Genomic DNA, 12,128 nt, shown 5'->3' with positions numbered 1-12,128 from the left:
ACGGCCAAACCCCGAAATCAAAACCCCGACATCACCTCCGATGTCGGGTTTTTCACGGCGTTAACCGGCTCCTTTCGGGGTATTGATGTCGGGGTTTGCGATAAACGCGGAATCCGGTGCACTGATGTCGGGGTTTCGATGCCGGGATTTCGGAGCACCGTCGCCCCAACCACGGGGTCGGCCGGCAATCCCCAGCGCCGCCGGAGCGCCGCCCGCTAATCCAGCTCGGCGCCGATCCACACGGGCTCGGGCACCAGCGAAACGCCGAAGGCATCGCGGACGCCGTCGCGGATCTCGCGGGCCAGGGCGATCAGGTCGGCGGCGGTGGCGTCGCCGCGGTTGGTCAGCGCCAGCGTGTGCTTGGTCGACAGCCGCGCCGGGGCACCCTCCCCCGGATGCCCCTTGGGGAAGCCGGCCCGCTCGATCAGCCACGCCGCGGACAGCTTCCCGCCCGGGTAGGACGGCATCGACTGCGCCACGTCGTCGCCGCACGTGGCCGCCACCCGCTCGCGGACGCTTTCGACCTCCGCCTCACCGACGATGGGGTTGGTGAAGAAGGAACCGGCGGACCAGGTGTCGTGGTCGGCGTCGTCAAGCACCATGCCCTTGCCGCGGCGCAGCGCCAGCACCGCCTCGCGGACGTCGGCGACGGGCCGACGGGCCTCGCCGGACGCCCCCTCCTCCGGACCAACGCCCAGGCGCTTGGCCAACTCGCCGTAGCGCAGCGGCGCCGACAGCCCGTCGACGGTCAGGCGGAACCGCACGGCCAGCACCACCGCGCGCGCGGTGAACTTCAGGTTCGAATACCGGTAGGCCAGGTCCAGGGACTCGGGCGACACCCACTCGTCGACGCCGGTCCGGCGGTCGTAGAGGCGCACGCCCTCCAGGGTCGAGGACACCTCCGCCCCGTACGCCCCGACGTTCTGCACCGGCGTCGCACCGGCGGACCCGGGGATCCCCGACAGGCACTCCAGGCCGCCGAACCCGGCGGCGACGGACATCTCCACCACGTCGTCCCACACGGCCCCGGCCTCCGCCTCGACGGTCGCGCCGTCGACGTCGAGCCCGTGGCCGGAGGTGCCCAGCACCACGTCGTCGGCCTCGATGACCACGGCCACCAGGTCGCCCGGCTCGTCGGCGACGACCAGGTTGGATCCGCCGCCGACGATGAGCAGCGGCACGCCGGCGTCATCGAGGATGCGGACCACCTCGACCACGGCGCCGACGGTCGCGCAGCGCACGGCGGCGACGGGCAGCCCGCCGAGGCGGAGGGTCGTCAGGTCGCGGAACGCCACGTCGTGGTCGATTTTGGCCCCGGAAACACCGGAGATTCGCGTCAAGGCTGATTCGTGCACGTCCCCCACGTTAGTATCGGGGGCATGGCTTCCCACACCGAGATCACCGCCAACGTCAATTACGCCCCCGATAAGGTCCACGCCGCGCTGTCCGACAACGCGTACTGGACTTACCTGGCCGAGAACCTGTCCACGCCGGCGGGCGAGGTCGTGTCCTTCAGCAACGAGGGCGACCGCATCGACGTCGAGCTCAAGCAGACCCTGTCCACCGACGCGCTGCCCGACGCCGTCAAGTCCCTGATCAAGAACGACCTCATCGTCGTTCGCCGCATTTCCTGGGGCCCGCTGGCCGGCGATTCCGCCGACGCCACCGTCGACGCCGACGTCACGGGCATGCCGGTGACGTTCTCCGGCACGCAGAAGCTGACCCCGGCCGGCGATGGTTCGGCCATCGTCACCGGCGCCGACGTCACCGTCAACGTGCCCATGATGGGCGCGATCCTGGAGCCGAAGGTCGCCGCGGCGGTCGATGGCCTGTTCCAGAAGGAAGCCGGCATTCTGCAGGAGTACCTGGCCAAGAACGCCTAGTTCCGGCTTTTCCCGCTTTTCCGGTCGTTGCTTGACGACGGCCCGGCCCGCACGCCACCCGGCGTGCGGGCCGTTTTTTCGCGCCGCGGGCTTCGCGGCATAATCGGCGCATGGCCAACCACGCCCACAATCTCCGGACCGGTTCGTGGACCGGCCGGGGGCCGCGCGGCGTGGTCACCAGGGGGACGACGAACGTCAACCGATTGCGCCGGTGCGACCGCTGGGCGGTCCACGACCCGGAGATCCGCGCGCTGCTGCGCCGCGCCGAGGAGCCGCTGGCGGTGGACGTGGGCTACGGCGCCAGCCATGCCACGACGTGCGAGTGGGCGGCGCGGCTGCGCACGGTGCGGCCGGATCTGGCGGTGACGGGGCTGGAGATCGAGCCGGAGCGGGTGCTGCCGGACCGCGACGGGGTGCATTTCGCCCTCGGCGGTTTCGAGTTGGCGGGGCTGCGGCCGCATCTGGTCCGCGCGTTCAACGTCCTGCGCCAGTACGACGTCGCCGACGTCGACGATGCGTGGCGGGAGGTCACCGGCCGGATGGCCGACGGTGGCCTGTTCATCGAGGGCACCTGCGACGAACTGGGGCGCCGGTCGACGTGGGTCCTCCTCGATGCGCGGGGGCCGAGGTCGTTGACGGTGGCGTGGGATCCGATGGACGTCGACAAGCCGTCCGACCTGGCCGAACGCCTGCCGAAAGTGCTCATCCACCGCAACGTGCCGGGCGAGCCGATCCACGATCTGCTGACGCGCCTGGACCGGGCGTGGGAGACGTGCGCCGGATGGGCGCCGCACGGGCCGCGGATCCGGTGGCGGCGGACGATGGCGATGCTGGCGGGCGAAGGCGTGCCGCTGACCGGTCCTCGCCGCCCGGTGCGCGACAACCTGTTCACCGTGCCGTTCGGCTACGTCGCCCCGGAGTACGAGGCCGGATTCGCCTGATCCGGGCGAGAGTCCCGCGACAGCCCGGCAGCAGACAGGCAGCAGTCCTACGGCCTTCCGGCGGCGGCCGTTGGCTCTGCCGCGCGAATTCCGCCATGCTGTGAGGCGTGAACGCGAAGAGGAAAAGGACCAAGAAGCGCGGCAATCCGCTCGGGGTGATCGTCGGCGTCGTGCTGGTCGTCGCCCTGGTGCTGGTCGTCGGCGAGATCGCCCTGCGCATGTTCCTGGGCAAGGAGATCTCGGACGGTTTCCGCGAGGCGGAGCAGTCGCGCGGCGCGGTGGTGTCGGAGGACGTGCAAACGTCCTTCGGGTCCAACCCCGTGCTGCTGGCGCTGCTGACCAGCGAACTCGGCGGCATGAACCTGAGGACCCCGTCGACGCTGCAGATCACCGACCCGCGCGCGGAAAACGGCGCGCCGCAGATCATCGGCTCCCCCGCCGCCGACGTGACGCTGACCGACGTCGACATCTCCAACACCAGCGACCCGGTGGCGTCGCGTGTCGAGGTGGTCGCGGAGCTGCCGTCGGACCTGATGATCGCTGAGGCGAACATCCGCGTCTCCGACGCCACGGGCGGTTCGGGCAACATCTTCGAGGATCTCGTGTCCTCGGCGGTGCGGCTGACGGCCCTGACCCCGCATCCGGATCGCGGCGTGCTCACCGCGGAGTTCTCCGGTGGCCTGGCCACCGCCGATCTTCGGCCGGTGGTGCGCGACGGCGGCATCGCGGTGGAGGTCGAGGGAGGTTCGGTGCTGGGCGTTCAGGCCGACGGGCTGATCTCCCGCTTCGCCGACGCCGCCGTGACCGGCCCGGCCCAGCAGATCGGGCACGGTTTCACGGTCGCCGGGGTCGAGGTGACCGACGGGGGCATGGCCATCACCCTCGACGGCCGCGACATCGCGCTGTCGAGCGTGTCGGCCATCGAGTACCGCTAGGTCCCCCGGCTTTTCGCTTGGCGACGGCCCGCGCCCCGCGCGACCGCCGCCTACCCCGGAAGGCGCCGCAGCTGCACGACGTGTGCCCCTGCGGCCATCGCCTCCGCCGCACGCGCGGCGGAGGCGTCGTCGTCCGCGGGGCCGGGGCCGCCGCCGTCGATGACCGCGATGATGCCGATGGACCCCGACCCCGCTCCGGCCCCGGGCCCTGCGGCGGCTCCGGCTGCGGCGGCGATCCTGCGGATCTGCTCCGGTCCCCCGACGCCGTCCGGGTGCCATCCGGTGGCCGTGGCGATGGCATCGGCGCCGCCGGCGGCCACCGCGCCGATGATCGCGTCGAACGCGTCATCGTCGATCCGGCCAGACGCGTGCAGCGCCGATTCCACGACCACCGTCAGCTGCGTCGGGGCGGTCACCGCGCCCCGCAGGGCCACGACCTCCGACAGCACCGCATTGGCGTCGCCGGCGGCCACCGCCGCCCGGTCCAGGACCACGGCGACGTCGTGGGCGCCGCGTTCCGCCGCCAGGCGGGCTTCGGCGGCCTTGACCAGGATGTGCGACCGGCCCGTCGGAAAGCCGCAGACGACGCCCACCCGCAGACCCGCCGCGGCGCTGCCGCCCGGGCCCAACTGATCGAGCATCGGCGGATGCAGGCGGACCCCCGCGCACCCGGCCTCCGCCGCGGCCGCCACGGCCGCCCGCACCTCGTCGGCCGTCAGCTCCGGATCGAGGATCGCCGCATCCACGGACGACGCGGGCACCGGGGCTCCCGCGGACCGGGACGCGGCGGAAGGCGCGGAAGGCTCGGACGCGGCGGCGGGCCCGGAGTTGGGCGGCAACGGCTGGCTCATGGCGTCCAGCGTAGGCCGGACGGCTAAAATCCCGGGAATGACCCGTTCACCGTTGGCCCAACCGAAGCAGGCCCCCCAGGAGCGCCAGTACATCCTCACGCTGGGCTGCCCCGACTCGACCGGCATCGTCTCGCACCTGTCGTCCTTCCTGACCGGAATCGGCGCCTGGATCACCGAGGCCCACTTCTTCTCCGACCCCGAGAGCAAGTGGTTCTTCACCCGCCAGGCCGTCCGCGCCGACGAGCTGGACATGACGCTGGAAGAGGTCCGCGAGGCCTTCCAGCCGATCGTCGAGCAGCTCGGCCCCGAGGCGAAGTGGAAGATCTCCGACAACGGCGTGCCCAAGCGCGCGGTGATCCTGGTGACCAAGGAAGGCCACTGCCTGCAGGACCTCCTCGGCCGCGTCGACCAGAACGATTACCCCATGGAGGTCGCCGCGGTCATCGGCAACCACGACAACCTCGAGCCGCTGGCCCGCGCCCACGGCATCCCGTTCCACCACGTGCCCTTCCCCAAGGACGCCATCGGCAAGCGCAAGGCCTTCGACGAGGTTGCCCAGCTGGTCAACGCCGAGAACCCCGACGCCATCGTGCTGGCGCGTTTCATGCAGATCCTGCCCGCGGATCTGTGCGAGATGTGGGAGGGCCGGGCCATCAACATCCACCACAGCTTCCTGCCGTCGTTCATGGGCGCCCGCCCGTACCACCAGGCGCACAAGCGCGGCGTGAAGCTCATCGGCGCCACCTGCCATTACGCGACGTCGGACCTCGACGACGGCCCGATCATCGAACAGGACGTCATCCGCGTGTCCCACAAGGACACCCCCCGCGACATGCAGCGCGAGGGGCGCGACGCCGAGAAGCAGGTGCTGGCCCGCGGCCTGCGCTGGCACCTCGAGGACCGCGTGCAGGTCTACGGCAACCGCACGGTGGTCTTCGACTAGATCGCCCGCGCAGCCGAACGCGCGAAAGCCGGCCCCACCGCCAAGGTGGTGGGGCCGGCTTTCGGCTTTGCGACGCCCGCGTGAACGCGATGCGCTGCGTCCGGGGCGGGCTACCAGCCGCCCTGGGCGTTGTCCAGGATGCCGCGGATCTGCGGCCGCACGTCGAGCCAGTAGATGCCGGTGATCACCAGCGCCGCGATGATCGGGATGCCCAGCATCATCCAGCCGAGCCAGGGGAACGCCAGGAACATGGCGGACCCGCCCAGCATCGCCGCCCACACGCCCTTGCTCTTGCGGTCGGCGGCGTCGAAGGCGTCGGCGCGGGTCGTCAGCACGATGACCAGCCCGGCGACCGATGCCAGGGCGACGATCATCGGGATGACGATGCGGAAGGCGATCTCGATGGCGCCGTAAATCTGGATGATCATCGGGCGGAATCGCCCTTCCCGGACTCGTCGCCGGCGCGCTCCTCGGCGTCCGCGGCGGCCGCGTCGCCCTCGGTGACGGCGTCCTCCGCGTCGGCCGCCTCATCGGCGGCGTCGACGTCGGCGGCCATCCCGGCCACGTTCTCCGAGCCGTCGAGATCCACGACCTCGCCGTCCACGACGTCGGGGGTGGCATCCGGGTCGGCGTCGACGACGTCGCCCTCGGCGGCGGTGGTGCCGGAGGCGGTGGCACCATCCTCGGCGCGCAGGGCGCCCAGCAGCTGCTCGGTGACGTCGGCGGCCTGGTGCAGCAGCGACTCCACGCGGGTCGACAGCTTCTCCTGGTCGAACCTGCCCAGGAACTCCTGGCCGGCGTCCTGCAGCGGCTTCACGGTCTCGCGGGCCACGTCCTCGAGGGAACCGGTGACGCGCTCGGCGGCGGCGCCGGCGAACGGCAGCTTGCCGAAGATCGCCGACACGGGGTCGGTGGCACGGCCGGAGCCCTTGCCCTCGCCGTCGGCGTCATCGGCGGTGCGGCCGCCCGGGAACCCGGCGGCGTCGAACGACGCGCCGCGCTCCTTGGCCACGTGCACGCCCTCGTCGACGGCCTGCTCGCCGCGGGCGGCCAGCTCGCGGTAGATCTTCGACGCGGCCTCGAGGTAACCGTCGGCGACGACGCGGAGCTGCTCCGGCTTGAGCTGCTCGGCACGCGCGGCGACGTCCTCCGGCAGCGCGTGCGCGGAGGCGAAGGCGCGGTCGCCGCCGGCCTGCGCCTTGGTCAGGGCGTCGTTGAACGCCAGCTGCGCGGCGTCGAGGGCCTTGAGGAACGCATCGCGGGACTGCTCGCCCGCGTTGTCCCCGAGGTCGCGGACCTTCTGGCGCGCGTCGCGGACACGGCCGGCGACGCCGTCGGCGATGCCCGCCGACGTCTGGCCCTCGGCCGTTCCGGCGTCCGCGGCAGCGTCGTCAAGCGAATCGGCGGCCCCGTCCCGGGCCTCCTCCTCGGCGCGGACCCGGGCCCCGATGTCGCCGAGGATCTCGACCGTGCGCACGCCCGCGCCGATCCATGCGTAAAACGGGGTCTTCACCAGATCGAGGGCCTGGCCGAGTTTCTCGTCGCGCTCGGTGCGCTCGGTGCGGCCGGTGTCGCCGGTGTTCTCGGTGCGATCGTCGTCGGACATCTCTGCTCCTCAGGGGTAGTCGTCGCCAACAGTCTACGTCCCGTCAACGGCGCACGTCCGCCCAATGTTCCGGCCACGCGCGGACCGGTGCCCCCGCTTGCTGCGCGCACGGCGCCGGCACTGTGCCGGCTCGCCGCCCACCGGCCATTGAGCTGCGATCAGCCACCGAAGATCAACGTGGAGAACGTGTAGATGGCCAGCCCCGCGAGCGACCCGACGAGCGTGCCGTTGACGCGGATGAACTGCAGGTCGCGGCCGACCATCAACTCGATTTTCTTCGACGCCTCGTCGGCGTCCCAGCGCTCGACGGTCTCCGAAATGATCGACGTGATCTCGCCGGCGTAGTTCTCCGCCAGGAACGTGGCGCCCTTTTCGATGCGGTCGTCGATCGACGCCCGCAGCTCCGCGTCCTCGTTGAGGCGGTGCCCGTAGCGCTCCGCCGCCTCCGCGATCTTGCGGCGGATCAGCGAATCCGGATCGCGCGACGCCTCGATGAGCGACTCCGACGTCGACTTCCAGATCGCGCCCGGCGCCGCCACGACCGCCTGCGAACCCAGCAGGTCCGCCTTCAGCTCCTCGACCCGGGCCATGGTCACCGGATCCTCCCGCAGGTCGTGCGCCAGCTTCTTCATCCCCCGGCGCAACGCCTGTCGGGCCTCGTGGTTCCGGTCCGACTGGACGTGCCACGTCCACTCGACGATCTCGCGGTGCACCCGGTCGCCGATCATGTCGTTGACGAAGCGCGGCGCCCACGTCGGCGCCCGCTCGCCCACCATCGAATCGATGAGGTCGTGGCTGGTCTGCGCCTTGCGGTGCAGCCACTCCGCGAGCTGCTGCACGATCGGCTCCGTGCGCCCCTCCTCGATGAGCTGCTCCAGGATCCGCCCCGCAGGCGGCCCCCACTCGGGCTCGGCGAGCTTGTCCACCACCGCGGACTTGATCACGGCCTCCGCATCGGCCGGGTCGACGGCCTCCAGCGCGTTGCCGATGAACTTGCCCACGTGTTCCGACACCCGGTCGCCGGAGCCCGGCTCGACCAGCCACGTGCCCACGCGGTCGGTGATCTGCAGGGAACGCACCTTGTCCACGACCAGCGCCGGATTGAGGAAGTTGTCGCCGATGAAGCTCGCCAGCGACTGCCCCACCTGATCCTTCTTGCGGCGCACGATGGCCGTGTGCGGGATGGGGATGCCCATCGGATGGCGGAACAGCGCGGTCACCGCGAACCAGTCCGCCAGCGCGCCGACCATGCCGGCCTCGCTGGCCGCGCGGACGTAGCCGATCCACGTCGCCGGGATCTCCCCGTCCGACATCGCGTCGGCCTCCAGCCACCGGCAGACCAGGTAGATGACCGTCGCGAGGATCAGCAGTCCCGTGGCGAACGCCTTGGAATTGCGCAGTTCCCGTCGCTTCCGCGCCTCGGTTTCCGGCGATGGCCCCGGGACCGCCAGTGGCGCCGCGTCAAGGGCGGGCACGGTGGCGGAGGCGACGGGTCCGGCGGTGGCGGCGGGTGCCGCGCCGGTTGCGTCGGCACGGTGCCGCCCGGCTGCGGGCAACGCGGCTTGCTTGGCGACGGCCGGCGGCGGAGCGGTTCCGTCGCCCCGTCGGTGGTTCTGGGGTTGGGCTGACATGTCTACGATTATGGCCCTTCGGGCCCCGGGCATGGGAAAGGGCACGTCCCCGCCGCCGCGTGATGCGGTGGCGGGGGCGTGCCCCGGAGGTGCCGGACGGGTCCGGCGGAGTCGGCCGTCTGCTAGTGCTTGACGCCGAACTCGCGGCGGTACGCGAGGTACTGCTTGCGTCCCGCCAGGATCAGGAGGAAACCGACGACGTCCATCACGATGGCCGCGATCAGGCCGCCCCACATGAAGTAGGACGGGTTGAACGAGCCCGCCTCGGAGGCGGTGCGGACCGTGTCGCCGAATGCGACGTGGCCGACCTCGTGAGCCGCGGTGGTGTCCATGTTCATCACGGCCAGGCCGAAGATGAAGCAACCCCAGCCCGCCAGAGACGCGAGCCACAGGCCGGCGCCGATCCAAGTGGCGGAACGGTGCAGGGACGAGTACTCGGCGTTCATGCTCTGCGGCACGTAGCCGTCGATGAAGTGCTCTTCGCCGCGGTAGCGCTTGGCGGTAGACGTAGCCATTTCTTAATCCTTCCTGAGAGCCCTGTTAGTGGGTTCCCAGCTTAGTCTTCCTTGGAGCGGAATGCCGCACGGGCCCGCTCCTTCGTGATGGCGGCAACCGCGGTCAGGGGGATGCCGGCCGGGCAGACGTCGGCGCACTCGCCGAACAGGGAGCAGGGACCGAAGTTGGTCTCCATCTCGTCGACCATCTTCACGGCGCGACGGCCGCGCTCGTCCTTGCCCATCGGCAGCAGCGAAAGGTGCACCAGCTTGGCGCCGGTGAACAGGTGCGCGGCACCGTTCGGGCAGGCCGCGACGCAGGCGCCGCAACCGATGCACGCGGCATGGTCGAGGGCCAGCTCGGCGGTCTGGTGGTTGACGTGGAGGGTGTCGGCGTCCGGGGCGGTGCCGGCGGCGACGGAGACGTAGCCGCCCTTCTCCATGACGCGGTCCAGAGCGGAACGGTCGACGACCATGTCGCGGATGACCGGGTACGCGGCGGAGCGCATGGGCTCGATCTTCAGCGTGTCGCCGTCGTTGTACTGGAACAGGCGCTGCTGGCAGGTCGGGGTGTTCTTGCCCGGGCCGTGCGGACGGCCGTTGACGTTCAGGCCACAGGTGCCGCAGATGCCCTCGCGGCAGTCGGAAGCGAACGCGAACGGCTCCTTGCCGGACTCCACGTACTTGGAGTTGACGTGGTCGAGCAGCTCCAGGATGGACATCTCGGCGACGGCGTCATCGACGTCGACGCTCTCGAAGTGCCCCTCGGTCTGAGGACCGGCCTGGCGCCAGATTTCAAGGTGCAGTTTCATTACTTGTAATTCCTTGTCATGAGCGGGACGGCCTCGAACGTGAGCGGCTCGGCGTGGCGGATCAGGGTGTTGCCCTTCAGATCCCACGCGGGGCCGTTGTCGCCGCGCTCCCACGCGGAGACGAAGCACCAGTTCTCATCGTCGCGGCGGGCCTCGCCCTCGTCGTCGATGTGGTCTTCGCGGTAGTGCGCGCCACAGGACTCGTCGCGGTCCAGGGCGTCGACGCACATGAGCTCGCCGAGGTCCAGGTAGTCCGCGACGCGGTTGGCGTACTCCAGCTGCTGGTTCATCTCATCCGGGTTGCCCGGGATGAACAGGTCGGACCAGAACTGCTTGCGCAGCTCGCGGATCTTCGCCAGCCCCTCGGCCAGATCCTCCTTGTTGCGGGCGACGCCGCACACGCGGTACAGCTCCTCGCCCAGCTGGCGGTGGAAGTACTCGGCGCCGTGGGTGCCGCCGATGCTCATCAGCTTGTCCAGGCGGGCCTGGGCACGGTCGAGAGCCTCGGTGACCTCGGCGGCGTCCTCGGAGAGACGATCCTGGCCGAGCAGCGGGCCGAGGTAGTTCGGGACCGAGAACGGCAGGGTGAACCAGCCGTCGACGGAGGCCGACAGCAGCGAGTTGGCGCCCAGGCGGTTCGCGCCGTGGTACGTCCAGGAGCACTCGCCGCCGGTGAACAGACCCGGAATCGAGGTCATCTGGTTGAAGTCGCTCCACAGGCCACCCATGGTGAAGTGGCAGGTCGGCGCGATTCGCATCGGGACCTCGTACGGGTCCTCGCCGATGGCCTCCTCGTACATCTGGATGAGGTTGGAGTAGCGCTCCTTGATGGTGTCCTTGCCCAGACGCTGGATGGCGTCGCGCAGGTCCAGGTACACGGAGTTGTTCAGCGGGCCGACGCCGTAGCCGGCGTTGATCTGCTGAGCGTTGGCGCGGGACGCGACGTCGCGCGGGACCAGGTTGCCGAAGGCCGGGTAGCGGCGCTCCAGGAAGTAGTCGCGCTCATCCTCGGGGATGTCGTTCGCGGGGCGATCGTCGCCCTTCTTGGCCGGCGTCCAGATGCGGGCGTCGTTTCGCAGCGACTCCGACATCAGGATGGTCTTGGACTGCCACACGGCGTTGACCGGCAGGCCGGTCGGGTGGAACTGGATGAACGACGGGGACGCGAAGTAGGCGCCCTGGTCGTACGCGCGCATGATGGCCGACGCGTTGGAGTTAATCGCCAGCGTGGACATGTGGTACACGTTGCCGTAACCGCCGGTGGCCAGCACGACCGCGTGGGCGGTGTGGGCCGTCAGCTCGCCCGTGATCAGGTTGCGCATGACCGCTCCCTGGCAACGGCCGTCGGCGACGATGACGTCGACCAGCTCGTTGTGGGTGAACATCTCGACGTTGCCCAGGCCGACCTGGCGCTGCAGGGCCGACGCGGTCGACAGCTGCAGCTGCTGGCCCGTCTGGCCGCGGGTGTAGTACGTGCGGGAGACCTGCACGCCACCGAAGGAACGGGTGGCCAGGGCGCCGCCGTACTCGCGCGCGAACGGCGCGCCGATGGCGTTCATGTGGTCGATGACGCGGGTGGACTCGATGCCCAGGCGCCAGCAGTCGTTCTCGCGGCAACGGAAGTCGCCGCCCTTGACGGTGTCCTTGACCAGGCGGTACGCGCTGTCGTTGTCCACCTTCTTGCCGCGGGCGGAGTTCACGCCACCCTGGGCGGCGATGGAGTGCGCGCGGCGCGGGGCGTCGTGGTACGTGAAGGCCTTCACGTCGTAGCCGAGCTCACCGAGGGCGGCCGCGGCGGCGCCACCGGACAGGCCGGTGCCGACGACGAGGATGCGGAACTTGCGGCGGTTCAGCGGGGAGACCAGGTTGTAGTGGTCCTTCTGGTACTCCCAGTGATCGCGCATGGGGGCCTTGTCGCCCGGCGAGTTGTCGCCGATGACCTTGCCGATGACAACGCCATCGACGACGGACTGGGGCGCCTGGAAATCGGTGGCGCCAGTCTGCATTTCAGTGTTCGTCATTATCGAATACC

12 protein-coding genes are annotated in these 12,128 nt (G+C 70.4%); 4 read left to right on the top strand and 8 right to left on the bottom strand.

Annotated elements, in window-relative coordinates; genetic code table 11:
* Positions 1-215: 215 nt before the first annotated feature.
* Entirely contained in the window at positions 216-1,355 is a 1,140-nt protein-coding gene (locus CX1_RS08160) for a UDP-N-acetylmuramate dehydrogenase (protein WP_046651215.1), read from the bottom strand.
* A 24-nt stretch (positions 1,356-1,379) separates the two neighbouring features.
* Here CX1_RS08160 and CX1_RS08155 point away from each other — a divergent pair, with 24 nt between their 5' ends.
* The 3 genes from CX1_RS08155 (at position 1,380) to CX1_RS08145 (ending at position 3,759) form a co-directional block, all read left to right on the top strand.
* Positions 1,380-1,883, top strand: a complete 504-nt coding sequence (locus CX1_RS08155) for a DUF2505 domain-containing protein (RefSeq protein WP_046651153.1) — start codon at positions 1,380-1,382, stop codon at positions 1,881-1,883.
* 110 nt (positions 1,884-1,993) lie between these two features.
* Positions 1,994-2,824, top strand: coding sequence for a hypothetical protein (locus CX1_RS08150; protein ID WP_046651154.1), 831 nt, complete (start codon positions 1,994-1,996; stop codon positions 2,822-2,824).
* Positions 2,825-2,931: 107 nt separating this feature from the next.
* On the top strand, positions 2,932-3,759 hold the full coding sequence (locus CX1_RS08145) for a hypothetical protein (protein ID WP_046651155.1): 828 nt from the start codon (positions 2,932-2,934) through the stop codon (positions 3,757-3,759).
* Positions 3,760-3,809: 50 nt separating this feature from the next.
* Here the strand turns inward: CX1_RS08145 and CX1_RS08140 are convergent, their stop codons facing one another.
* Positions 3,810-4,610 (bottom strand): hypothetical protein, encoded by an 801-nt coding sequence (locus tag CX1_RS08140; protein ID WP_060925513.1) that lies wholly within the window; start codon positions 4,608-4,610, stop codon positions 3,810-3,812.
* Positions 4,611-4,647: 37 nt separating this feature from the next.
* On the opposite strand from CX1_RS08140, the gene purU reads away from it, so the two are divergent.
* The gene (gene purU / locus CX1_RS08135; protein ID WP_046651156.1) at positions 4,648-5,553 is read left to right on the top strand and encodes a formyltetrahydrofolate deformylase; all 906 of its coding nucleotides are present in this window, start codon (positions 4,648-4,650) and stop codon (positions 5,551-5,553) included.
* 110 nt (positions 5,554-5,663) lie between these two features.
* Here the strand turns inward: purU and CX1_RS08130 are convergent, their stop codons facing one another.
* The 6 genes from CX1_RS08130 to CX1_RS08105 all read right to left on the bottom strand — a co-directional run bounded on the left by CX1_RS08130 (position 5,664) and on the right by CX1_RS08105 (position 12,117).
* Entirely contained in the window at positions 5,664-5,981 is a 318-nt protein-coding gene (locus CX1_RS08130) for a DUF2516 family protein (RefSeq protein WP_046651157.1), read from the bottom strand.
* Positions 5,978-7,159, bottom strand: coding sequence for a hypothetical protein (locus tag CX1_RS08125; RefSeq protein WP_060925512.1), 1,182 nt, complete (start codon positions 7,157-7,159; stop codon positions 5,978-5,980). Before CX1_RS08125 ends, CX1_RS08130 begins: the two co-directional genes overlap by 4 nt.
* A gap of 158 nt (positions 7,160-7,317) precedes the next feature.
* Positions 7,318-8,790, bottom strand: coding sequence for a DUF445 domain-containing protein (locus CX1_RS08120; RefSeq protein WP_082719235.1), 1,473 nt, complete (start codon positions 8,788-8,790; stop codon positions 7,318-7,320).
* Positions 8,791-8,912: 122 nt separating this feature from the next.
* Positions 8,913-9,305, bottom strand: coding sequence for a hypothetical protein (locus tag CX1_RS08115; RefSeq protein WP_046651159.1), 393 nt, complete (start codon positions 9,303-9,305; stop codon positions 8,913-8,915).
* 41 nt (positions 9,306-9,346) lie between these two features.
* A complete protein-coding gene (locus tag CX1_RS08110) occupies positions 9,347-10,096 on the bottom strand; it encodes a succinate dehydrogenase/fumarate reductase iron-sulfur subunit (RefSeq protein WP_046651160.1) in 750 nt (249 codons plus the stop codon).
* Positions 10,096-12,117, bottom strand: coding sequence for a fumarate reductase/succinate dehydrogenase flavoprotein subunit (locus tag CX1_RS08105; protein ID WP_046651161.1), 2,022 nt, complete (start codon positions 12,115-12,117; stop codon positions 10,096-10,098). Before CX1_RS08105 ends, CX1_RS08110 begins: the two co-directional genes overlap by 1 nt.
* Between the last annotated feature and the right edge of the window lie 11 nt (positions 12,118-12,128).

This window comes from Corynebacterium xerosis NBRC 16721 = ATCC 373, from assembly GCF_001552415.1.
GTDB lineage: Bacteria > Actinomycetota > Actinomycetes > Mycobacteriales > Mycobacteriaceae > Corynebacterium > Corynebacterium xerosis.
The sequence above is the reverse complement of the archived record's forward strand: the minus strand, read 5'-3'. Positions and strand labels throughout refer to the sequence as shown.

Coding starts and splice junctions, on each gene's coding strand:
- CX1_RS08120 (WP_082719235.1), bottom strand. CDS start 8,790: ATGTCAGCCCAACCCCAGAACCACCGACGGGGCGACGGAACCGCTCCG.
- CX1_RS08110 (WP_046651160.1), bottom strand. CDS start 10,096: ATGAAACTGCACCTTGAAATCTGGCGCCAGGCCGGTCCTCAGACCGAG.
- CX1_RS08140 (WP_060925513.1), bottom strand. CDS start 4,610: ATGAGCCAGCCGTTGCCGCCCAACTCCGGGCCCGCCGCCGCGTCCGAG.
- purU (WP_046651156.1), top strand. CDS start 4,648: ATGACCCGTTCACCGTTGGCCCAACCGAAGCAGGCCCCCCAGGAGCGC.
- CX1_RS08130 (WP_046651157.1), bottom strand. CDS start 5,981: ATGATCATCCAGATTTACGGCGCCATCGAGATCGCCTTCCGCATCGTC.
- CX1_RS08125 (WP_060925512.1), bottom strand. CDS start 7,159: ATGTCCGACGACGATCGCACCGAGAACACCGGCGACACCGGCCGCACC.
- CX1_RS08115 (WP_046651159.1), bottom strand. CDS start 9,305: ATGGCTACGTCTACCGCCAAGCGCTACCGCGGCGAAGAGCACTTCATC.
- CX1_RS08155 (WP_046651153.1), top strand. CDS start 1,380: ATGGCTTCCCACACCGAGATCACCGCCAACGTCAATTACGCCCCCGAT.
- CX1_RS08105 (WP_046651161.1), bottom strand. CDS start 12,117: ATGACGAACACTGAAATGCAGACTGGCGCCACCGATTTCCAGGCGCCC.
- CX1_RS08150 (WP_046651154.1), top strand. CDS start 1,994: ATGGCCAACCACGCCCACAATCTCCGGACCGGTTCGTGGACCGGCCGG.